General features: G+C 71.3%; 15 protein-coding genes. 8 read left to right on the forward strand and 7 right to left on the reverse strand.

The features are described from left to right. Positions 1-95: 95 nt before the first annotated feature. Positions 96-947, reverse strand: coding sequence for an alpha/beta fold hydrolase (locus ABZ806_RS12860; protein WP_500217079.1), 852 nt, complete (start codon positions 945-947; stop codon positions 96-98). A gap of 166 nt (positions 948-1,113) precedes the next feature. Beyond that, positions 1,114-2,016, reverse strand: coding sequence for an NAD(P)-dependent oxidoreductase (locus ABZ806_RS12865; RefSeq protein ID WP_500217080.1), 903 nt, complete (start codon positions 2,014-2,016; stop codon positions 1,114-1,116). Between the two features lie 111 nt (positions 2,017-2,127). On the opposite strand from ABZ806_RS12865, the gene ABZ806_RS12870 reads away from it, so the two are divergent. Then, a complete protein-coding gene (locus tag ABZ806_RS12870; protein ID WP_500217081.1) occupies positions 2,128-2,730 on the forward strand; it encodes a TetR/AcrR family transcriptional regulator in 603 nt (200 codons plus the stop codon). Positions 2,731-2,748: 18 nt separating this feature from the next. Here ABZ806_RS12870 and ABZ806_RS12875 read toward each other — a convergent pair whose 3' ends face one another. Continuing rightward, entirely contained in the window at positions 2,749-3,360 is a 612-nt protein-coding gene (locus tag ABZ806_RS12875; RefSeq protein WP_500217082.1) for a LysE family translocator, read from the reverse strand. A gap of 241 nt (positions 3,361-3,601) precedes the next feature. Here ABZ806_RS12875 and ABZ806_RS12880 point away from each other — a divergent pair, with 241 nt between their 5' ends. The 5 genes from ABZ806_RS12880 to ABZ806_RS12900 all read left to right on the forward strand — a co-directional run bounded on the left by ABZ806_RS12880 (position 3,602) and on the right by ABZ806_RS12900 (position 9,051). Next, complete coding sequence (locus ABZ806_RS12880) at positions 3,602-4,054, forward strand: Lrp/AsnC family transcriptional regulator (RefSeq protein WP_500217084.1); 453 nt, start codon at positions 3,602-3,604, stop codon at positions 4,052-4,054. A gap of 598 nt (positions 4,055-4,652) precedes the next feature. Continuing rightward, positions 4,653-5,363 carry a hypothetical protein gene (locus ABZ806_RS12885; protein WP_500217086.1) on the forward strand — a complete coding sequence of 237 codons (711 nt, stop codon included), beginning with the start codon at positions 4,653-4,655 and terminating at the stop codon, positions 5,361-5,363. 41 nt (positions 5,364-5,404) lie between these two features. After that, positions 5,405-6,016: a class F sortase gene (locus ABZ806_RS12890; RefSeq protein WP_500217088.1), complete on the forward strand. Its 612-nt coding sequence runs from the start codon at positions 5,405-5,407 to the stop codon at positions 6,014-6,016. A 111-nt stretch (positions 6,017-6,127) separates the two neighbouring features. Beyond that, positions 6,128-6,772, forward strand: a complete 645-nt coding sequence (locus ABZ806_RS12895) for a PadR family transcriptional regulator (RefSeq protein WP_500217090.1) — start codon at positions 6,128-6,130, stop codon at positions 6,770-6,772. Between the two features lie 158 nt (positions 6,773-6,930). Next, positions 6,931-9,051: an MMPL family transporter gene (locus ABZ806_RS12900; protein WP_500217091.1), complete on the forward strand. Its 2,121-nt coding sequence runs from the start codon at positions 6,931-6,933 to the stop codon at positions 9,049-9,051. A 47-nt stretch (positions 9,052-9,098) separates the two neighbouring features. On the opposite strand, the gene ccrA is transcribed toward ABZ806_RS12900, so the two are convergent. Then, the gene (gene ccrA, locus ABZ806_RS12905; protein ID WP_500217092.1) at positions 9,099-10,433 is read right to left on the reverse strand and encodes a crotonyl-CoA carboxylase/reductase; all 1,335 of its coding nucleotides are present in this window, start codon (positions 10,431-10,433) and stop codon (positions 9,099-9,101) included. 39 nt (positions 10,434-10,472) lie between these two features. Continuing rightward, a complete protein-coding gene (locus ABZ806_RS12910) occupies positions 10,473-17,006 on the reverse strand; it encodes an SDR family NAD(P)-dependent oxidoreductase (RefSeq protein ID WP_500217094.1) in 6,534 nt (2,177 codons plus the stop codon). Positions 17,007-17,299: 293 nt separating this feature from the next. On the opposite strand from ABZ806_RS12910, the gene ABZ806_RS12915 reads away from it, so the two are divergent. Both ABZ806_RS12915 and ABZ806_RS12920 read left to right on the forward strand, forming a co-directional pair. Then, positions 17,300-19,633, forward strand: a complete 2,334-nt coding sequence (locus tag ABZ806_RS12915; RefSeq protein ID WP_500217095.1) for an MFS transporter — start codon at positions 17,300-17,302, stop codon at positions 19,631-19,633. Between the two features lie 8 nt (positions 19,634-19,641). Next, complete coding sequence (locus ABZ806_RS12920) at positions 19,642-20,886, forward strand: glycosyltransferase (protein WP_500217097.1); 1,245 nt, start codon at positions 19,642-19,644, stop codon at positions 20,884-20,886. On the opposite strand, the gene ABZ806_RS12925 is transcribed toward ABZ806_RS12920, so the two are convergent. After that, positions 20,880-22,880 (reverse strand): hypothetical protein, encoded by a 2,001-nt coding sequence (locus ABZ806_RS12925; RefSeq protein ID WP_500217098.1) that lies wholly within the window; start codon positions 22,878-22,880, stop codon positions 20,880-20,882. The two genes, ABZ806_RS12920 and ABZ806_RS12925, sit on opposite strands and share 7 nt — an antisense overlap. Then, the gene (locus ABZ806_RS12930; RefSeq protein ID WP_500217100.1) at positions 22,877-23,383 is read right to left on the reverse strand and encodes a hypothetical protein; all 507 of its coding nucleotides are present in this window, start codon (positions 23,381-23,383) and stop codon (positions 22,877-22,879) included. Before ABZ806_RS12930 ends, ABZ806_RS12925 begins: the two co-directional genes overlap by 4 nt. Positions 23,384-23,453: the final 70 nt, after the last annotated feature.

The following is a 23,453-nucleotide window of genomic DNA, read 5'->3' on the forward strand; positions in this document are numbered from 1 at the left end:
CTGATCTTCTGTCTTCACACACCGATGATCACCGGTGGCCGCACCCGTTCCCGGACCAGCCCCGACCAGCAAGATCGCGATCTACAACTGGAGTACTAGGCGTGCTGTGCGCCTGTGTGGGTGAGGATCGTGTGCGCGACGGTTTCCCAGTCTGGGCGTTTCAGTCCGTGACCGGCTCCCTTGAGGCGGACGAAGGCGGCACCCGGGATTTCTTCGGCCAGTGCTTCGCCGTGCTCGATCGGGAACATCGGGTCCGCGGTGCCATGAATCACCACGGTGGGCACGGCTACCGATGACAGGGGCTCCCGGTGGCGGTCGGCCTCCGGGATCGCATCGTGGTTCTGGATCGCTCTGATGTCGCGGGCACGGTTCACGTCGCGGCGGACGAGCGCGCGGATCGCCGTCTCGTCCGGCGGGCGTTCGGTTCCGGCGAGCATGACGTCGTAGGCGGCCAGGTAGTCGATCACCGATGCGGTGTCGGACCAGTCGACCTTCGCGGTCGAGAAGAAGCGTCCGAACTCCTCGGCCGGCGGCGGCAGGGCAGGGCCGCCGGGCAGGGCGGGGCTTGTGCTGATGGGGGTTAGGGAGAGGACGCGGCCGGGATGGTCCAGCGCCAGGAGTTGGGCGAGCGCGCCGCCCGCTGAGACGCCCACTACATGCGCGGACGGGATGGCATAGGCGTCAAGGACGGCGGCGGCGTCATCGACCAAGTCCAGGTTGGTGTAGCCGGGGTGGCCCGGTTCGTACGTGGTCGAGCGTCCGGTGTCGCGGTGGTCGTAGCGGACGACGTAGCGTCCGCCGTCGGCGAGCATCCGGCAGAAGCCCTCCTCCCACCAGAGCATCGACGCGCCGATCCCCATGATGAGCAGGATCGGCGGATCCGCCGGGTCACCGAAGGATTCCGTGCAGATCTCGACGCCGCTCGCCTCGATCAGCCGCTCTGCCATCTGGAGTGCCTCCCGGAATCGGCCTACCGGCAAGGCTAGTGCGGTGTCCACGACCGTCGACCGAGCCACCACGTCGTTGATCTGCGGCGTGTTGTTGTTATCCGGCGGCTCATAACAACAACACGCCGCAGGTCAACGGATCTGGTGGGGCTTGGTGGGCGGCGCGTTAGGGCTGCTGGGCAGTCTGGGGGTGGGCGTTGGTTCGGGCGGCGAGCGCGTGGATCACGGCGGCCATGTCGGACGGGCCGTGGCCCAGCTCCTGGGTTTCGCGGTACAGGGCGTGGCAGGCGTCCAGGACGGGTGAGGCGATGCCCGCCCGACGGGCGGCTTCGGCGATGAGCCGGTTGTTGTCCAGGACGTTGGTGATGGATGCCTGGACGCTGAAGTCGCGGGCGAGCAACTTGTGCGCCTTCGCGCGGGAGACGGTGCTGGCCATCGGGCCGGCGGCAAGGACGTCCAGCAGCCGCCGCTGGTCCAGGCCGTGCCGGTCGGCGAAGTGGAACGACTCGGCCAGGCCGGTGACCATCGTGATCAGGAACAGGTTGACCGCGAGCTTCATCTGCAGCGCCTGCGGGACGGGTCCGCAGACGAACGTCTGGTGGCACATCGGGGCGATCAACGGCTGGAGCAGGGCAACGGCCGCCGGTTCACCGGCCAGCATCGCGACGAGTTCGCCTGTTTCGGCCGGGCCACGCGAGCCCGATACCGGCGCCTCGACGTAGCGTCCGCCAACCGCAAGGACGTCGGCTTCCAGGTCGCGCGAGTAGGTCGGTGATGTCGTCCCCATGTGGACGATCACTCGTTCCGCGACGTTCGCGGCGAAGTCCGGCGTGCCGCGTCCGAGGGTGGTGTCGATGGCGGGGCCGTCGGCCAGCATGAGGAGCACCACGTCCGCGCGCCTGCACACCTCGGCGGGGCTGGACGCCACGGCCGCTCCCGCCGCGCGCAGCTCCTCGGCTCGGGCCGGGGTGCGGTTCCAGACGATCAGGCGGGTTCCGGCGCGGGCGAGGTTGACCGCCATGGGGCGTCCCATGACGCCGAGTCCGATGAATCCGACATTCGTGTCCACCGTCGCCTCCGGTCGCGGGCTGGACGGCGCTCCGCACAGGGGTGGCGGCGGGGCGCTCGTGGGGACGTGCCGACCTTGCCGATTATGACAGCGGTCATGATAATGGTCCAGGTGAAGCCGGAAACAGAGGATCGGGATCCCCGCGAGCGGATGGTCTTCAGCGCCGCGCAGCTCATCCGCCGGGACGGTGTCACCGCCACCGGACTGCGCGAGGTCGCCGCCCACGCGGGCGCGCCGCGCGGGTCGCTCCAGCACTACTTCCCCAGCGGCAAAGAGCAGTTGGTGAACGAGGCCGTGGAGTGGGCCGGGCGCTACGCGGCTGCCCGGATCGATCGCTTCATGGCCTCCATGTCCCGTCCTTCCCCAAGCGGGCTCTTCGCGGCGATGGTGCGGCAATGGACGGACGAGTTCCGCGCCGAGGGCTTCGCGGGCGGCTGCCCGGTCGCCGCGGCGACGGTCGACTGCGCGGACTCCGTCGCCTCCACCCGGGCCGCCGCCGCTGACGCGTTCGCCGCATGGCGCCGTCCGATCGCGCGGGAACTGACCGCCATGGGCGTCCCGTCCCGCAAGGCCAGTGCGCTGGCGACACTGATGATCAGTGCTTTGGAGGGCGCGGTCCTGATGGCCAAGGCCGAGCAGTCCGTGCGTCCGCTGACGACCGTCGCCCGGGAACTGGGCCCCTATTTGGATTCCTCTATCGAAGCCGACACCTGAGCCTGCGCTCGGCCGTGGTCAGGCTAGGAAGTGGTCTAGCAGGAGGTAGACGCCCAAGGCCGCCATGGCGGCGCCGGAGAGTCGGCTGATCAGGCGAGTCTTGCCCGGACGGCCGTCCAGCACGGTTCGGGTGAGGGTGCCCAGGCAGAGGTACCAGACCGCGCAGGTGGCCATGAAGGTAAGGCCGAGGACACCGATCTGGCTCGCGACGGGCCAACTGTCATCGGGGTCGGTGAACTGGGGCAGGAGTGCCACGAAGAGCAACAGGCCCTTGGGGTTGAGGCCGCTGACGCCTATGCCGCGCAGGAAGGTGTGCCAGCCGGTACCGGCCTCGGGCCCGGTGCTCGCCGCGGCCGGACGGACGAGGGTCGTGGCGCCCTGCCAGATGAGGTAGGCGCCGCCGACCAAGGTCAGGGCCGTCAGCGCGGACGGGGAACCGGCGACCAGCGCGCCGACACCGGCCGCGACGATGGCGGTGACGGCGGCATATCCGGTGACCAGGCCGCTGACGGCGGGGACGACGGACCGGCCGGTCAGGCCGGCGCCGATGGTGAACGCCCAGTCCGGGCCCGGCACGACGATGAGCAGGAACGCGACCGCCCAGAAGGCGAGTACGGAGCCGGTCGCCATGGCTTCCCCTCCCTCTCTAGTGCGGCGTCCCACGAACGTCGACCGGGCCACCAACTCGTTGATCTGCGGCGTGTTGTTGTTTTCGACGCGCTCATAACAACAACACGCCGCGGGTCAACGCGGACGGGGGCGGTGAAGCTGGGGGGCACCTGCCGCTACTGAGGGAAGCGTATTCTCTATTTGCGAGAAGGTGTTTGCGACTTTGCCTCGATCGTCGGTCAGTGGTGGAAGGATCTTCTTCGTGGACGGTATCGATCGGAAGATTCTTGCTGCGCTCCAGGTGGATGGGCGGTTGACGATCACCGAGCTGGCGGCGCGGGTCGGGTTGAGCGTCTCGCCCTGCCATCGGCGGCTGCGGGAGCTGGAACGCAGCGGCACCATCCGCGGGTACCGGGCGGTCGTGGACGCCGCCGCGCTCGGGCTGACCTTCCAGGCCCTCGTTTTCGTCACCATGCGGCAGGAGGACCGGGAAACGCTGCTCGGCTTCGAGGAGGCGGTAACGCGCGTCCCGGAAGTGGTGCAGGCGCAGCGGCTGTTCGGCGATCCCGATTACCTGCTGCGCATCGTCACCGCCGATCTGACCGCCTATCAGGAGTTGGAGGACGATGTGCTGAGCGCACTCCCAGGTGTACAGCGGCTGAACTCCACCCTCGTGATGAAGCATGTAGTAGATGAACGGCCGCTGCCCACCTGACGACCATTTCCGACGGCCGAGGCGAATGGTGAGTGTGGCGCAATTCACACCGACGCATGGCAATCACCTGCTACTCCTAACGGCCTCGGTGATTCACCTTTCAACCACTTTTGGTCGGTCGCAGGGCAGGTCACGGCCACTCGGTGACGTGCGGTTTCGCTCTGAGCGAACAGGAAGTACGCTCCGCATCGGCACAATCGAGTGGTGGCAGCAGATGGGGTCGCCCTTTCACACTGCGTTATTTCCGCTGATCAGCCGGGGCGATGAGATAGCGGGGTCGCGTGGCGACGGGAAGGGGTTTACGCATCCCTCGCGCATGACCTGGTCCGGCCATTAGCCCCCGACCAGGCATTTTCCGGGGCGCGCTCCGGCGGAACCCCGCTAGGCTGCCGATTCATCAATCTCTTCCGTCTCCCCTGGCGCTCGTAGTTCAACGAGGCCCTGCATGCCAGCCGCCGGCCCGCGGCACATCCCCCGCCATCGCACGGGCACATCTCAACTTCGCCTGGGACGCGGAAAGCCCCCGAACAGAGGAGCAGCAATGCGCGCAAGTCGGCTGGCCGCGGTGGGAATCGCTGCGGGATCCATGATGCTCGGTATGGCGGCGCCCGCACTCGCCACCCCGGACGACACCGCGCCCAAGGCCGGTGACGCCTGCACGGCGGAGCAGATCGGCAGCACGGTCAAGGCCGCGGACGGCACGCAGCTCAAGTGCGAGCAGCAGGCCGGGTCGAACAAGCCCGTCTGGGTCACGGTCAAGGGCGGCGAGAACCCCGGTGGTGAGAACCCCGGTGGCGAGAACCCCGGCACGCCCAACGAGCCGGCGTTCAAGTTCGGTACCGACAAGGTGAAGCTGTCCAGCCTGCGCGTCGCGCCCGGCTACAAGACGACGTTCAAGGTGATCTGCCCGACGTCGGTGAGCATCACCAGCAACGGCTACACGCAGAACCCGCTGCCGGTGAAGAAGGCCGGCGAGAACACCTGGACCGCCACCGGCACGTTCCGCAAGAACCTGCCGAACCCGACGACCGCCACGGTGGTCTGCAAGGACTACGGCTCGGTCAAGTTCACCACGCAGCCCGAGAAGGCCGACGGGAACGGCGGCAAGAAGGGGAACAAGGGCGGCAGCACGCTGACGCCGAAGACCCCGAAGATCCCGACCGGCCGTATCGACACCGGTGACGGCAGCATGTACAACCGCGACCAGAACTCCCCGGCGCCGCTGCTGGCCGCCGGCTGGGGCGCGCTGATGGCGGTCGGCCTCGGCGCGATCGCGCTGCGCCGCCGCTCGGCCGCGGAGCGGTCGTAACGTTGCCGGGACTTCCTGCATCGGCCGCCGGTCGCCGCGCCGTGAGCGCGGCGGCCGGTGCGCTGCTCATCGGAATGCTGTTCAGCGGCTGCGGCGGGGACGACGGCGGGGACGCCGCCGCCTCCGGCGCACCGAAGCCCGCGGCGACGGAGACGACGGGCGCGACCACGCCCGCGGCGAACGTCCATCCGCTGTCGCAGTCGCCGCCGACGAAGATCGCCATCCCGAAGATCGGTGTGTCGGCTCCGGTCGGCGCGGTCGGGCTGCTGCCCGACGGACGCGTCGAGGAGCCGCCGCTGACCAAGCCGAACCTGGCCGGCTGGTACGACGAGGGCGTCACGCCGGGCGAGATCGGCCCGGCGGTGATCCTCGGCCATGTCGACGCCAACGGCAAGGCGGCGGTGTTCTACCGGCTGAAGGACCTGAAGCCCGGCGACAAGATCGCGGTGGCCCGCAAGGACGGGACGACCGCGACGTTCGCCGTGCAGAAGGCGCAGCGGGTCGACAAGGACGCCTTCCCGCACAAGAAGGTGTTCGGTGAGTCGCTCGACCACGCGTCCCTGCGGCTGGTGACGTGCGGTGGCGCCTTCGACAAGAAGATCGGCCACTACAAGGACAACCTGATCGTCTATGCCACGCTGATCGGTTCCTGACCGAGATAGCGCAGAACGCCCGCCGGGTCGCGAACCGGCGGGCGTTTCGCTTGTCTCCCTATTACTCCGATGCGTATAGTCGCACCGGAGTAGCGCGGACGGGGGTGGGTCGTGGCCAAGCGGCGGAAGGTGTCGAACCTGCTGGGGCTGGCCGTGCTGTCCGCCCTCGTCACCAGGCCCATGCACCCCTACGAGGTCGCCTCGGTGTTGCGTGCCCGGAGCAAGGACGAGCAGATGGGGATCAAGTGGGGTTCCCTGTACCGGGTCGTCCAGAACCTGGAGAAGTACGGCTTCGTGGCGGCCGTCCAGAGCGAGCGTGAGGGCGGCCGCCCCGAACGCACCGTCTACCGGATCACCGAGGCGGGACGCGCCGAGATGGTCGACTGGGTGCGCGAGCTGGTCGCGGTGCCCGAGTCGGAGGAGCGGTTCAAGGCCGGGCTGTCCCTGCTCGCGGTGCTCCCCCCGGACGAGGTCGCCCGCCTGCTCGAAGGACGGGTCGGCGCCCTGGAGGCGCGGATCGCCGCGGTCGAGGCGGAGCTGGCCGGGAGCGCCGAGGCGGTGCCCCGGCTGTTCCTCATCGAGACCGAGTACGAGCTGGCCGCGCGCCGGGCCGAGGTCGGGTGGGCGCGCGGCCTGCTCGCGGAGATCACCGGGGGTTCGCTGCCGGGCCTGGCGCAGTGGCGCGAGTTCCACCGCTCCGGAGAGCTGCCGGACGAGCTGCGGGAACTCGCGGAAAGGGGCGGCGACCCGGAGTAGACGAAAAAAGCCCCCGGCGCGGTGCTGCAACACCGCGCCGGGGATCGACCTCGAACCGAACCGTGAACGGGCTGCGGCTGCAAGGTGCCGACCTCAAGGATAGTCGCCGCTTCTTCCCGGTTCGGTTCGCCGCGCACGCGTACCGAACCGGAGGAGTAATGCACGTTCACATGGCGTCCGGGAGGCGCCGCCGTTACCGGTGGCTCGTCCCCGTGGTGCTGATCATCGGGTGGGTCGCCTTCCTGGGCGCCGGCGGGAACTACGCCGGGATGCTGGGCGAGGTGGTCAAGAACGACAACGCCGCGTTCCTGCCGTCGGGCGCCGAGGCGACCCGGGTGGCGGAGCTGGAGCCCGGCTTCTTCGGCGCCGAGCGGACACCGGCCGTGGTGGTCTACGTCCGCGACTCCGGTGTCACCGCGGCCGACCGGGCGGCGGTGCGGGCCGATCTGCGAGCCATCGCCTCGGTGGAGGGCGTCGCCGGACGGGCGGCCGGGCCAGTCCCGTCGGCCGATGGGCGGGCGCTCCAGATCGTCGTCCCCCTCTCGACCTCGGGTGACTCCAGCGTCCTCCCCGGCGCGGTGGACGAGATCCGCGAGCTGGCGTGGAGCCATCCCGGCCTCACCGCCCACGTCACCGGGCCGGGCGGCATGGCGGGCGACTTCGCGAGCATCTTCGAGGGCGCCGACGTGCGGCTGCTGCTCATCGCGTCCCTCGCCGTGTTCCTCATCCTGGTCCTCGTCTACCGCAGCGTGATCCTGCCGATCGTGGTGCTGGCGACCGCGCAGCTCGCGCAGACGCTCGCGTCGGTCGCGGTCTACTTCCTCGCGCGCGAGGACCTCATCGACCTCAACGGGCAGAGCCAGGGCGCGCTGGTGCTGATCTGCATCGGCGTGGCCACCGACTACGCGCTGCTGATCGTCGGCCGGTACCGGGAGGAGCTGCGCGACCGGGAGTCGGCGTACGAGGCGATCGCCGTGGCGACCCGCCGGTCGGCGCCCGCGATCGCCGCCTCCGGCATCACGGTGATCATCGCGATGATGTGCCTGCTGCTGTCGGAGCTGAGCTCCAACCGCGGCTACGGGCCCGTCCTCGCGCTCGGGATCTGCGCCTCGCTCATCGCGACGTTCACCTTCCTTCCCGCGGTGCTCGCGCTGATCGGGCGGGCCGCGTTCTGGCCGCTGCGTCCGGCGTACGGGTCTGAGCACACCCTGGAGCACGGCATTTGGGGACGGGCGGCGCGGGTCGTCTCGCACCGTCCGCGCGCGGTCTGGGTCGGGGTGACGGTGGTCCTCGTCGTGTGCGCGGCGTTCCTGCCGACGTTCAAGGCGTCGGGGTCCGCGATGAGCGAGCAGTTCATCGGCGGCAAGCCCGACTCGGTGGTCGGTCTGGACGTGCTGGCCCGCCACTATCCGGCCGGCGCCGGCGCCCCGGCGCTCATCGCCGGACCGGCCGCGGCGCAGGCCGAACTGACGCGGGCGGCCCAGGGCGTGGACGGCGTGGAGAGCACGACCCCCTACAGCGACGCTCCCGGAGGCCCGCCGAAGGTGGTGGACGGACGGGTGCTGCTGCAGGCGACCCTGTCCGACCCGCCGGACGGTGCCGCGGCCAAGGACACCGTCGAACGGCTGCGGGACGCCGTGCACAAGGTCGACGCCGAAGCACGCGTGGGCGGGACCACGGCGATCAGCATCGACACCATCGAGGCGGGCAAGACCGACCTGCTGACGGTCGTCCCGCTCGTACTGGTGGTCGTCCTGCTGCTGATGATCGTGCTGCTGCGGGCGGTGGCGGGCCCGCTGCTGCTCATCGCCACCGTGGTGCTCAGCGTCGCCGCCACGCTCGGGCTCTCGGCCGTCGCCTTCGACCACGTCTTCGGATTCCCGGCCGCCGAGGCGTCGCTGCCGTTGTTCTGCGTCGCGTTCCTCATCGCCGTGGGCGTGGACTACAACATCTTCCTCATGGCCCGGATCCGGGAGGAGCACGTCCGGCTGGACGACGCGCGGGCGGCCGTTGTCCGCGGGCTGACCACCACCGGCGGCGTCATCACCTCGGCGGGTGTCGTCCTCGGGGTGACGTTCTCGCTGTTCGCCGTACTGCCGTTCGTCCCGCTGGTGGAGATCGCCTTCATCATCGTGGTCGGGATCCTGATCGACACGTTCGCCGTCCGGGCGCTGCTGGTGCCCGCCGCCTCCTACGACCTGGGACGCGCCGTCTGGTGGCCGTCGCGTCTGGGCCGGCGACGGGGGGACGCGGCTCGGCGAAGCACACCGAACGCGTGAAAAAGGGACGGGCCCGGCGATCCCGGGCCCGTCCCCTCACGGTCGTGTCAGCGGCGGTAGAGGTTCAGCTTCTCCTCGCCGATGCGCTCGCGCAGGGCCGGGTCGTCCACGCCCAGGCCCTCCTTCTCGGCGCCGCACAGGACGGCGACCTTCCCGGTGTGCTGGTTGGTCTGGACGGCGCGGGTCGCCTCCCCGGCCTCGTCCAGCGGGAACACCGCGGACAGCGTCGGGTGGATCATGCCGAGGCCGAACAGCCGGTTCACCTCGACGGCCTCGTGGTAGTTGAAGCCGTGCGAGCCGATGATGCTCTTCAGCCGCATCCACAGGAAGCGGTTGTCGTACTCGTGCTTGAAACCGGTCGACGAGCCGCACGTGACGATCTTGCCGCCGCGCTTGGCGACGTAGACGGACGCACCGAACGTCTCGCGGCCGAGGTACTCGAACACGATGCCGGGGTCCTCGCCGACAAGGCTCCGGATGGCCTCGCCGAGGACGCGGCCGGCCTTCGGGTGGCGCAGGCCCTGCTCGCCGAGGTTCAGCTCGTTGCGGTTGATGACGTGCTCGCAGCCCTGCGACCGGACGATGTCGGCCTTCTCCTCCGACGACACGACGCCGACCGGGATGCCGCCGCCGTTCTTGACGAGCTGCGTCGCGAACGAGCCGAGCCCGCCGGTCGCGCCCCAGATCAGCACGACGTCGCCCTGCTTCATGCGGGCGCCGTGCGTCCCGACGAGCATCCGGTAGGCGGTGGCGGCGCAGAGGGTGTTGGAGCCGGCCTCCTCCCAGGTGAGGTGGGCGGGCTTGCGGATCAGCTGGTTCGCCTTGACGATGCAGTACTCGCCGAGCGAGCCGAAGTTCGTCTCGAAGCCCCAGGCGAGCTGCGTCTCCGACATCATGCCGTCGTCGTAGGAGCCGTGGTCCTCCTCGTCCACATAGGACGGGGACAGGACGACCTTGTCGCCGACCTTCCAGTGCTTCACGCCCGCCCCGGTGCGCACGACGACGCCGGAGCCGTCCGAGCCGAGGATGTGGTACGGCAGGTCGTGCCGGGCGCCGTACCAGCCCTGCCGGCCGAACTTCTCCAGGAACGCGAACGTCGGGATCGGCTCGAAGATCGCCGACCAGACGGTGTTGAAGTTGATCGCGGCGGACATCACCGCGACCACGCACTCGTCGGGGGCGAGCTCGGGCATGTCGACCTCGCCGACGTGCATGGAGCGGCGCACGTCCTTGTCGGTCTGACCCTCGAAGATGCCGACTTCTTCCTTGCGGGTGTGCGCGGCGCGGAAGCGTGTCGGAAGGTCGATCTCCTGCAGCTCGGGACCGCTCGCGCCGCCGCGTACGGCATCGAGCAGAGGGTGGGACGAGCCGGAGTGGGCCATGGGTGTCCTCCGTGGGACGACGGGGTTCGGGGCGGGCCCTCAGCGGGCCGTTGTGGACGTGAGGACGGCGTCGCGCTCCCGCCGTCCGGCCAGCCGGCCCTCCAGGTGCGCGGCGAGAACCTCCACACCGGGCGGGTCGAGCAGGTTGAGGTGGTGCACCCCGGGGATCGTGACGATCTCCAGGTCGGAGCAGAGCCCGCCGAAACCGTTGGTCCCGTCGAGCACATAGCGGGCATCCCGGACGGCCCAGGGGGTCTCCTCGGGCGCGTAGTAGAGGATGACGCGTCCGTCGTACGGCTCGGGCTGGTACGCCTCCAGGGAGCGGGTGTCCTGGTGCGAGGTGAGCTGGTGGGTGAGGGCCGCCGGGGGGATGTAGTCCACGAGCGGGGCCGCGCGCTCCATGACGAGCGCGAACTGTGCCTCCTCGTCCAGCCCGGACAGCTCCTCGTAGGTGAGGGTGACGTCCAGGCCGTACGTCTCGTTGATGTAGTCGGCGAACGCGGCGAAGCGCCGGGCGAGGGTGTCGGACTCGTCGTCCACCGGCAGCGGCAGTCCCGCGTCGAACAGCGCGACGAACTCGACCTCGCGTCCGACGGCCTTCAACCGGCGGGCGGTCTCGTAGGCGAGGACGCCGCCGAACGACCAGCCGCCGAGCCGGAACGCGCCCTCGGGCTGCGCTTCGAGCAGGTGCTGGACGTAGCGGGCGGCGCGCTCCTCGACGGACGGCGCGTCCTCGAACCGCTCCAGCCCGTACACCGGCTGGTCGTCGCCGAGCAGGTCGACGAGCTGGCGGTAGCAGGCGGTGGTGCCGCCGGCCGGATGCGCGATGAAGATCGGCCGCCGGTCGCCGGACGCGTCATTGTGGGGGGACGACCCCCCACGCCCCCCGGAACGGCCCGGGTTGAGCGGGCGGACGGTCTGCCGCGCCGCCTCCTCGTCCGCCGCCCGGATGTACTCGGCGACGTTCTCCGCCGTCGGGACCTCGAACAGCTCGCCCCGGGTGACCGCGCCGCCGAGTTCGGTGGAGACGAGCGCCACGATCTGGTCGGCCTGGTGCTCCTGCCCGCCGAGGTCGGCGAAGAAGTCGGCGGTGACGCCGACGCGGTCGAGGCCGAGGACGTCCTCGAAGATGCGGACCGCGAGCCGCTCGGCGGCATCGCGCGGCATGACATATCCGGATTCGGCGTTCGAGACGGCCGCGGGCGCCGGGGCGTCCGACAGGCCGAGCTCGCCCGCCGCCCACTCCTCGAACACGTTCACGCTGGCGCCCTGGAGCAGGACCGACGCGGGGACGGTCAGCCCGAGGTCGTGCTCGACGCCGCTCTTGATCCGGACCGCGACGAGCGAGTCGAGGCCGAGGTCGGTGAGCGGGACGGCCGGGTCGAGGCGCTGCGGGTCGAACCCGAGGACGGCCGCGATCCGGTGCTTGACCTGCGCGGCGATCAGCTTGCGGGCGGCGGCGGGGTCGAGGTCCTTGAGCGCCTCCACGCCGGGCCAGTCGCCGGCGGCGCGGCCCGCGTCACCCGCCCCGCGTGCGTCCGCCGCCTCGGTCAGCGCGGCGAAGTAGGGCATGGTCCGGATCTCGGGGAACAGGCTCACGGCGGTGGCCGGGTCGAAGCGCAGCACGCCCGTCGCGGGCATGTCGTGCACGAGCAGCGCTTCGAGCGCCTCGGCGCCTTCGGCCGGGCTGATCGGGTCGATGACGGTGACGGACGCGTCGGCGGCGCCGCCGACCTGCGCCCAGGTGCCCCAGTTGATGGTGGTTCCGGGGCGTCCGTTCGCGCGGCGGTGCGCCATCAGCGCGTCGATCGCGGCGTTCGCGGCGGCGTAGGCGCCCTGGCCGGGCGAGCCGAGCAGCGCGGCGGCCGAGGAGTGCATGACGAGCCAGTCGAGGTCGAGGTCCCAGGTGGCCTCGCCGAGCCGGCGGGCGCCCTCGACCTTCGCCGTCCACACCCTGTGGAGATCGTCGGGGCCGAGGTCGGCGATGAGCCGGTCGTCGATCGCGCCGGCGCCGTGCACGATGCCGCACAGCCGCTTGCCGCCCTCCCGGGCGACCTCGACCAGGCGCTCGGCGGTGCCGGGCCGCGCGATGTCGCCGAGGACGACGCCGACGTCCACGCCGTCCTCGCGGAGGCGCGCGATCACCTTCTCGGCGTCGGCGTCGGGGCCGCTCCGCCCGGACAGGACGACGCGTCCCGCGCCGCGCTCGGCGAGCAGCCGCGCGGTGACCAGGCCGATCCCGCCGTACCCGCCGGTGATGATGTACGCGCCGCCGCGCCGGACGATCCGCTTCCTCTTGGGTGCGGCGTCCGGGAGGGCGGCCTGGCCGAGGCGGGCCACGTACCGGGTGCCCGCGCGCCAGGCGACCTCGCGGGCGTCGCCGGCGGCGACCAGCTCCGCGACCAGGTCGGCCGGGCGGTCGATGTCCACGTGGGTGGCCCGCTGGACGGTCCGCTCGAACGCCAGCACGCGCGTGAGCGCGCTGACGAACGCGTGGCCGGGCAGCCCCTCCTCGCCGTTCAGGGGGAGTGCGCTGCGGGTCGCGACGTAGAGGCGCGGCCCGTCCGGCAGGGAACGGCTCACGCCGACGAGGGCGAGCACGAGTTCTTCGTCGACGAGATCGGCCGACGGGACGAGCACGACGCCTTCGACCGGCTCTTCCATGGCCGGGTGGTCGTCCGGAGGCCGGTTCGTCACCCGGTGCCGGATGACCCGCTTCCCGCGCTCCTCCAGTCCCGCACTGGTCGCCACGGCGAGCGCGTCGTCCTCGTCGGACAGGACCAGCCATGTCCCGCCGTCGGACGCCTCCGTGTCCTGGAGGGGGGATTCGTCCCAGAGGAGTTCGACCAGTTTGTCTTCGAGAGGGACCGGGATGCCGGGGCGGTCGACCTTGCGCAGGACGATGCCCGTCGCTTCGGCGAGGAGGTCGCCGTCGGCGGAGAGGAGGGTGACCGAGCCGGTCACGCCCTCCTCGTCGCGGACGACCCGCGCCTGGACGTGGCCGCCGCGGTGGGCCGGGCCGTAGACGCGGAGGCTGCCGATCGTCTCGGCCAGCCAGACGCCGCCCTCGTCACCGGCCGCCTCGTCCGACAGGACCGACAGGCAGCGGTCGAAGACCTCGGGGTGCAGCCGGTAGTGCCGGCTGCCGCGCTCGGCGGCGCCGACCTCGGTGGCCGCACCGGGCTGCGGCGCGGCGGGGGCGCGGTGGTCCTCGCCGACGTCCGCGCTGGCCAGCCGCGCCCACGTGCCCGCGGGCGTCAGCGCGTGGATCTCGACCCGCTGCTCCGCCTCGGTGAACGTCGTGGTCACGGTGGTGTGCTCGGCGAGCGCGAGCGGACGCTCTATCCACAGGCTGTTGACGCGGACGTCGCCGGTGCCGAGCGCCGTCGCCCCGGCGGCGAGCGCCATCTCGGCGAACGCGGCGACCGGGAGTGCGTGCAGGCCGTGGACGGTCGGGCCGGTCAGCCACGGCTGCGCGGCGAGGCCGACGTCGGCGCGCCAGGCGTGGCGGTCCTCGCCGGGCATCTCCACGTGCGCGCCGAGCAGCGGGTGCTCGTCGCTCTTGCCGGACGCGCGGGACGACAGGTCGACCCAGTGCCGCTCGTGCCGCCACGGCGACTGCGGGACGTCGACGATGCGGCCGTCCGACGGCGTCGCGACCTTGAGGCCATGGGCGGCGAGGGTCGCGAGCTGCGCGTGGAAGGTCAGCGTGTCGTCGGTCTCCTCGCCCTTGCGCGCCCGCTTGAGCGTGTGGGTGACGAGCGCGCCCGTCCCGTCGAGGGTCTCGCCGACCGCGTGGGCGAGGATCGGGTGGGCGTTGACCTCGACGAACGTCCGGTAGCCGTCCTCGGCGGCGGCGGAGACGGCGTCGGTGAGCCGCACCGCGTTGCGCAGGTTGGCGGCCCAGTGGTCCACGCCGAGCGTCGCGTCGGACGCGAGGTAGGCGCGGGGGTCGTCGAGCGCGGTCGTGTAGAGCTTGATGCCGTCGGCGAGCGGGGTACCGCGCTCGGCGCCGACCTCGGCGAGGAGTTCGCGCAGCTCGGGGATCAGCGGGTCGACCTGCGGGGAGTGCCCGGCGCCTTCGGCCTGGACCATCCGGGCGAGGCGTCCCTCGGCCTCGGCGCGCTTCACGACCTCGGCAACCTGGTCGGCGTCGCCGGTGACGACGGTCTGCTTCGGGGAGGAGTGCACGGCCGCGTAGACCTCGGGGAGGCCGTCGGCGAGGCGCGCGACCTCGTCGGCGGACGCGCCGAGCACCGCCATCGCGCCGCCGCCGACGAGCCGGGTCAGCAGGCGCGACCGGCGGCAGATGACGCGGACGCCGTCCTCGACCGTGAGCGCACCGGCGACGACCGCCGCCGCGACCTCGCCCATCGAGTGGCCGACGACGGCGCCGGGAGTGACGCCGTAGGTCTTCCACATGCGGGCCAGGGCGATCTGGATGGCGAACAGCACCGGCATGGCGTCGGCGGGTCCGTCCGGCTTGCGGCCCTCTTCGAGCAGCGACCACAGGTCGGGGCCGCCCTCCTCGGCGAACAGGCCGTCCAGGTCGTCGATGGCCTCGGCGAACGCGGGCTCTTCCTCAAGGAGGCGCTGCGCCATGCCCGCGCGCTGTGCCCCGTACCCGGAGAAGACCCACACGGGACGGCCCGGCATGCCGAGCGCGGAGCCCGTGACCACCCCGGCGTGGGGACGGCCTTCGGCGAGGGCGGTGAGCCCCTCGATGAGCCCTGCGCGGTCGCGGGCGGCGACGGCTGCGCGGGCCCGTCCGCGGCCGGCGCGCCCGTGCAGGGTGCGGGCCACGTCGGCGAGCTTCACACTGTCCTGGGCCGGAATCCACTCGGCGAGGAGGGCGGCATGGTCGCGGACACGGTCGTCGCTGGTGTCGGACAGCGGGAACGTCCTGACGACGGCCGGGTGGACGGTCGTCTCCTGCGCGGGTGCCTCTTCGAGGACGACGTGTGCGTTCGTCCCGCCGAAGCCGAACCCGGACACGCCCGCCCTCGCGGGATGGTTCCGGTCAGGCCACGGAGTCTCTTCCGCGACGACCGCGAGGTGCAGTTCGTCGAACGGGATGTGCGGGTTCGGTTCCTTGTAGTGCGCGCTGGGCGGGATGACCCGGTGGTGCAGGGCGAGGACGGCCTTGATGAGCCCGGCTATACCCGCCGCCGACTCCATGTGACCGAGGTTCGACTTCGCGGAGCCCAGCAGCAGGGGCGTGTCGTCGTCGCGTCCCACGCCGAGGACCTCGCCGACCGACTTGGCCTCGATCGGGTCGCCCAGGAACGTGCCCGTCCCGTGGGCCTCGATGTAGTCGACCTCGCGCGTGTCGATGCCGGCGGACGCGTAGACGTGGCGGAGCAGCGAGCGCTGCGCGTCGGAGTTCGGGGCGACGAGGCCGTTGGAGCGCCCGTCGGAGTTGACGCCGGAGCCCCGGACGACGGCGAGGACGCGGTCGCCGTCCCGCTGCGCGTCCGACAGGCGCTTCAGGACGACGGCGCCGCAGCCCTCCGCGCGGACCATGCCGTCGGCGGACGCGTCGAACGCCTTGCAGTGCCCGTCCGCCGCCGTCCCGCCCGCGAGGTCGAACGTCATCGTGACGGTCGGCGACAGCAGCAGGTTCACGCCGCCCGCGAGCGCCACGTCGGCCTCGCCGCTGCGCAGCGCCTGCACGGCGAGGTGCGTGGACACCAGCGACGACGAGCACGCCGTGTCGACGATCATGCTGGGGCCGCGCAGGTCGAGCAGGTACGACAGCCGGTTCGCGATGATGCTGAGCGCGGCGCCGGTCGCCGTGAACGGTTCGAGGGAGACCAGGTCGGAGGCGGTGAACGCCGCGTACTCCGGCGCCGACACGCCGACGAACACGCCGGTGCGGCTGCCGCGCAGCGACGCCGGGCCGATGCCCGCGTGCTCGAACGCCTCCCACGCCACCTCGAGGACGAGCCGCTGCTGCGGGTCCATGACGGCGGCCTCGCGCGGGGTGATGCCGAAGAACTGCGCGTCGAACCCGGCGACGTCGTCGAGGAAGCCGCCGAGCCGGGTCGTCTTCTCCAGGAGGTCGCCGACCTCGGGGGAGCCGTCGTCGAACGGGTCCCAGCGGCCGTCCGGCACCTCGCGGACCGCGTCGCCGCGCCCGGTGAGGAAGCGCCAGTAGTCGGCCGGGCCGGTCAGGTCGCGGTCGCCGCCGGGGAAGCGGCAGCCGATGCCGACGACGGCGATCGGCTCGTCGCTCGCGCCCGCCGCCCGGACGGTCTCCGGCTCGGGCTCCGGTTCCCGGGCGCCGCCGCCGGCCAGCGCGACGGAGAGCTTGTTGATCGTGGGGTGTTCCCAGACGAGGGTGGCCGGCAGGGACCGGCCGAGCATCTGCTCCAGCTCGCCGGCGATCGCGACCGCGTCGCGGGACGCCAGCCCGAACTCCTCCAGCGGCCGGTCGGGGTCGATGTCGGCGACGGCGGTCCGGGAGCGGCGCGCGATCTGCTCGATCAGATGCCGGCGGATGGCGTCCTCGCCGACCCGGGGCTCGTCCTGCGAGGCGTCCCGCGCGGCTCCCGAACGATCGTTGCTCTGCATGCGCTGGGGTCCCCCCAAGAAACCGGGATCGTTCATCGAAGGCGGAGGGACCACTTTGTCCCACGCTGACCGGCTTACGATGCGCACCCAGACCACTTTTCTCACCGACGTCTTGTCACGGTGATGACAAGACTCGGGAGTAACCAATGTGGCCTGATGGGATAGTTGAGCCAGCCCGGCACAGAGTCAGGGCTGAGTAACGAGACGCCAACCAATAGTAACAATAGCGACGACTGCTTTTAGGGGGAAGCGGCGGATTTCCCGGCGGTGCGGGACCCCTGCCGTACGGACTCTTGACCCGCGGCCGATACCGATGGGCGCTGGCGGTGGTGGCCGTCAGCGCGTTCATGACCACCATGGACAACACGGTGGTCTTCACCGCGCTGCCCACGATCATGGCCGACCTCGACATGTCGTCCTCGGCCAAGGACTGGGTCGCCACCGGCTACATCCTGATGTTCTCCTGCCTGATGATCACCGGCGGGCGGCTCAGCGACGTCTTCGGCTGCCGCATCACCTTCACCACCGGCATGGTCGTGTTCACCGCGGCGTCCGCCGTCTGCGGGCTCGCGGACACCTCCGAGGTGCTGATCGTCTCCCGCATCGTGCAGGGCGCCGGGGCCGCGCTCGTGCTGCCCGCCACGCAGGTGATGGTCACCGTCGGGCGCAACGACAAGCAGCGCTCCATCGGCAACATCGCCTTCATCGGCGCCGCGTCCGCCGCGACCGCGCTCGGCCCCGCGATCGGCGGGTTCATCGTCGAGCACTGGCACTGGGGCTGGATCTTCCTCATCAACATCGTGCCCGGCATCCTGGTGATCGTGCTGGGCCTGTTCGTCCTCACCCCGCACGGCGAGAACAAGCACGCCCGCATCGACCTGCCCGGCGTGCTGATCTCCGCGACGATGCTGTTCGCGTTCATCTACGGGCTGGAGGCCGGCAACAAGCTCGGCTGGGCCGACCCGTCCGTGCTCAGCGTCTTCGGCCTCGGCGTGATCGCGCTGGTCTGCTTCATCGTGGTGGAGACCTGGGCCCCCGACCCCATGATCGACCTGCGGTTCTTCCGGAACCGGGTGTTCACCGGCGGGCTGCTGTCGCAGATGCTGTACGGCATCGGCTTCAACGGCATGATGTTCTACTCGCAGCCGTTCCTGCAGCGCTTCCTGGGGTTCTCGCCGTCGGAGGCGGGCCTGGTCATGCTGCCCCCGGCCCTCGCGATCATCGTGCTGACCCCGATGGCGTTCCTGATGTCGGCCAAGATCGGCCCGCGCCCGGCGATCGGTGCCGGGATGGCGCTGATGGGCCTCGGCATGGTGCTGTTCTCCATGCTCAAGGTCGGTGACGGCTACGCCGACCTGATGCCCGGCGTCATGCTCGTCGGCGTCGGCGCAGCCCTCGGCATGCCGCTGGTGATGTACGTGCTCAAGGCCGTCCCGGAGAAGCGGGCCGGGGTCGCGAGCGGCGTCATCAACGTGATCCGGGAGGCGTCCGGCGCGTTCGGCATCGCGATCGTCGGGCTCCTCGTCCACCACGTCCCGGACGAGGGCGCGAGCGCCGCCGAACTGGAGACGTTCCGCGCCGGCACCTCGTCCGGGCTGATCCTCGGTGCGGTCCTCGTGCTCATCGGTGGGCTGATCAGCGGGATCACGCTGCCGAGCCGGCGCGGCTGGCTCGGGCCGAAGCACGGCAAGACCTCGCCCGTCATCCCGGACGTTCCAGATGTCCCGGGTGTTGCGGGCGTTCCGGAGTTCGACCCGACGATGACCCCGCGCGACCCGATCCCCGCCCTGGTCGCGTCCGCGTCCGGGCTCCTCGCGGCGCCGGTCTCGATGGCGGCCGCCGCACCGCGCGACGTGCCCCTCCCGCGTCCCGCCACCTGGGAGGACGACCCCATGCCGGACGAGCCCGTCCCCACCCCCACCCCCGGCCCCCACTGGTGGACCGACGACGACACCGTCAAGCCACCGGACGACACCTACAGCTGGCAGGACGCCGACGGCAGGGGCCAGGACGACGAGCGCTCCGGGCCGCCAACGCCCTGGCCTGCGCCTCCGTCCGCACCACCACCCGCGCCTCCGTCCGCGCCGCCACCCGCGCCACCGTCGGTGCCACCACCTGCGCCGGAGTCCACGCCACCGTCCGCACCACCGCCCGCGCCTCCGTCCGCACCACCGCCCGCGCCTCCGTCCGCGCCACCGCCCGCGCCTCCGTCCGCGCCACTGTCCCCGCCGTCTCCCGCACCGCCGGTGCCGCCGGTGGCGCCTGCCGTGCCCGCGTCCTCGGTGCGGGCGAACGCGTGGGAGGACTGGCCCACCCCGGAGTCCGCACGCCCGACGACCCCGATTCCAGCGATCCCCGAGACCCCGGCCGCCGATGAGCGCGGCCCGGAAGCCGAGAGCGTGCCTACCGGCGAGAACGGCGGGACGGCGGCCGTGCTGAGAGCCTCCTGGAACCCCGCCGAGGCGGAGCGCGGGGACGAGGCCGCCGGCGCCGGGGAGCGGGAGCCGCAGCCCCTCGGGGACGACGAGGAGCGGCCGGCGCCGCCGCACGGGTGGTACGAGCCCTATGTCCCCGAGGAGGGCCCGGCGGAGGAACCGCAGGCCGGCCCGCGCAGCGACGCCTGGTAGGAGGCACCGTGAGCAAAATCGTGATCTTCGCGGCGGGTTCGCGGGGCGACATCCAGCCGTGCGTGGCGCTCGGGCGGGCGCTGCGGGCGCGGGGGGACGAGGTGCGGCTCGTGGCGAGCGCGCGGTACGCGCCGATGGCCGTCGCCGCCGGGCTGGAGCTGGCGCCGCTGACGGCCGACCCGACGGAGATCCTCGAATCGGACGCCGGTCAGGAGTTGCTCGCCGGCGGGCGGAATCCGATCAAATTCCTCGGCGGTTTCCGGCGTATCCTCGGGCCGATGGCCGAACGGCTGCTGGCCGAGTGTTCGGACGCCTGTAAAGGTGCGGACCTCATCCTGGGGCCCACTTTCTGTTACCTTCCCATGCATCTCGGTGAGCATTTCGGTGTCCCTTGGGGACTGATCCATTTCCAGCCGAGCCAGGCCACCGGGGCGTTCCCGCATCCGTTCGTGCCGCAGGCCCGGCGGCTCGGCCGGTGGGGCAACCGGGGGAGCTTCACGGCGGTCGAGCAGATCGCCTGGCAGCTGTCGCGACCGTTCATCAACCCCTGGCGGGCGGACGCGCTGGGCCTGGAGAAGCTGCCCCTGCGCGGCAGGCTGCCGACCCGCGCCGCCGTCCTGGCGTGCTTCAGCCCGCTCATGGTGCCCCGCCCGAAGGACTGGCCGCCGAACGTCGCCATGACCGGCTACTGGTTCCTGGACGAGGACGCATGGACGCCGCCGCAGGAGCTGACCGATTTCCTCGACGCCGGACCGGCGCCGGTCTACGTCGGATTCGGCAGCATGGTGGCCAAGGACGTGGAGATGACGGCGCTGACGATCCGCGCCGCGCTGAAACTGGCCGGAGTGCGCGGCATCGTGCAGGGCGACCCCGAAACGTCGGACGAGCACGTCCTCGCCGTCCGGGACGTCCCGCACGCGTGGCTGTTCCCCCGGATGGCGGCCGTCGTCCACCACGGGGGCGCGGGCACCACCGCGGCGGGGCTGCGCGCCGGCGTCCCCACCGTCGTGTGCCCGTTCTTCGGCGACCAGCCCTTCTGGGGCGAGCGGATCGCCGCGCTGGGCGCGGGCACGGCCCCCCTGCCCTTCCGCTCCCTCACCGCTCCGAGCCTCGCCGCCCGCATCCGCCAAGCCGTCAAGGACGACGCCATCACCGCCACGGCGAGCGAACTGGGCGAGCGCCTACGCGCCGAGAACGGCACCGACCGCGCCCTCGAAGTCATCGACTCCCTGCTTCCGAACGCCGTTCACTGATGTGATCTGGTCAATCCGACCGCTTCCGCGGTCTGCTTGCCCACGAGCACCAGCATCACGCGGCGGAGCGGATGGCGTTCCTTCGCGAAGAACTTGAGTTCATGATACGAACTGTTCCGGAATACGAGATACGTGATGCCGAGTATCGCCCACGGAACCGCGGCCAGCGGCGCATGCTCGGCATCGGCGGCGACCGCGGTGACACAGATCGCCATTGTGGCGGCAACGCATCCCAGAATGCTCCAGAACACGTTACCCAGAATGAGCAGCACCAAGCCCACGACCGTTATTAATATGCTGGCCACAAATGGCTTGGTGCCGCCGGCGCCGGTTTCGGCGAGCAGCATTCCGCACATGGCGCCCGCCAGCACACCGACCACCAGCCCGACGTTCCAAGGAGCTCGGACGCGGCCACGTGGCGCCAGTATGGGGTGCCTTCCGCAGTAAGCCGCATCGTCGGCGCCGACCGGCTCCACGGGAAGGTCGGCGACACCGCTCGCATTGTGCGTCTTGATTCCGGCGAAGGTGAGCAGAGCGCCGATATGGGGTTTGCGCGCCAACTCGTCGAGCCGGTACCAGGGGGCGTCGTCGGCGGACGCGCTCGCGAGCTGGTGGCGGCAGAAGCTCGTGGCCTCCAGTACCCAGGTCATCAGGACGAACATCATCCCGTAGGCCGCGATGGACACGACTCCGAAGACCAGCGCGGAATCGGTCAGGCCCAGGCCGCCGAGGTAGAAACCGGCGCCGGAACGCACCGCGTAGCCGAGTGAGACCAGAAACCAGAGCGCGGCCGTCGTCGGGTTCGGCCGCAGCGGATCGCGGTTGCCGCTCGCGGCCTCGGCGGCGATCTTCGCCGACCGCGACCGGAGGGCCTCGTAGAGCAGCGCGATCCCGAGAACGAGAGCGAGGAGGACGCAGGTCACTATCAGATGGCCGATGAGCCACCCCATGCCGACGGCCGCGAGCAGCCGGAGAAAGGCGACCGCCAAGCTGATCCTGATATTGCGAAGCCGACGTCCGGGGCTGCCGCCACCGGGCAGGCGTCCACGCGACTTCCTTTCCGCGTGCCGCTGGTCGTCCTCGATTCCCCGCACGTCGTTCCATTGGTAGCGGGCCAGGTAGATGAGATATTCGAGGACGAACCACACGCCCATCGCCGGCAGCCAGCCGCCCCACTCTCCGGTCGACCAGGCGGCACAGAGAAACGAGACCGGGGCGAAGGCCAGCTTTATGGAGTCTTCCGGGCGTGGATAGAGTAAATAGGAGAACAGGCGGCGCTCTCTGCTGCTTCGCGGCATCGCTCCCCCGATGGCCGGGCCTTGCGGCGGCCCGGCCTCCCCGCCGAGCGGTGCCAGGGTCACCACCGGCAGGGGCCGGACCATTTCGGAATCCAGGAACGCCTGGGCGGTCCGGGTGTAAAGCGTCCGTCCGCCGATGGACGATCTGGCGGCCTCCCCCAAGAAGAGCACCGCCAGCGGCACATAGACGGCCAGCATGCCGATCTGGACGGCCGGCGACTCGACCACGCGCCAGCCGATGTAGATCGTCAGACCGCCGAAGGCGACGGTGATGACTCCGAGGATCAGGTTGGCCATGGCCCGGAAGCGCCAGGAACCGCGCCGCAGGCTGCCGATGACGAGGGAGAGGTCCGCCAGCGCCGGGGCCGGGACGTCCCCCAGGGCGCTCAGCGCCGGGCCCGCGTACGTGCGCAGTTCCCGTTCCAGCCCCCGCATGTAGTACGACCGGATCGTCGCCACCGTGCCGAGCATCTGCAGGTAGGCGAGCAGCGCCAGTGGAAGCAGCGGAGCGGCGGCGAGCATCGGATCGGGCAGGTGCGTCTCCGAGCTGATGTTCGCCGCCATGAGGCCGATGACCGCGACGGTGACGTTGAACGCGGTCGCCTGGGTCGCGTTGAGGTTCCGCTCGTCGAGCCGCGCGAGCTCGTAGTCCTTGAGCAGGATGTCCAGCCGCGTCCTGTCCGGGGGGTCGCTCACCGCATTCCGATCCGGGAGGCGGCGACGAAGACGAGCGGCGCGATGCAGCGTCCGGCGACGGACTGGACGCGGGCCAGGAGCGGCGGCTCCCCGGCGTTCGCGCAATGGAGGAAGTCGCCCCGCAGCCGCCAGGCGAGCAGCCCGTCCGTCAGCACCTGGTCGCCCGCGAACACGATCGGGGCGGGGAGGCCGTCCAGGTACCTCGTCCGCCACGGTTTCCGGGCCGGGGAGACGACCGCCATGCGCGGACCGGCCGGTTCCGGCGGCGGCTGCGGAGGCCACCCCGCGTTGGACGCGAAGACCAAGTCGGTGACGGACGGCGCCCGCTCGACGACCGCCGCGTGCAGCCGCCGCACCGCGGCGAGGAACACCTCCGGCGGCGAGTCCCACTCCGCCAGGAGGGGCTCGACGTCGATCACGAGCGTGGACGCGTCCAGGTCCACGGCGAGGGCGATGATCTGGTCGAGGCCGTCGGTGATCCGGTGCCGCGGAACTCGTCGCACGCTTCCCCCGATCCCCGGACCGTCCTGCTGCCATCACCTTCTCCGAAGTGACGGGAGGCCGAACGGCCTT

Origin of the sequence: Spirillospora sp. NPDC047418, assembly GCF_040643275.1 — a bacterium.
In the GTDB taxonomy this organism is placed as follows: Bacteria; Actinomycetota; Actinomycetes; order Streptosporangiales; family Streptosporangiaceae; genus Spirillospora.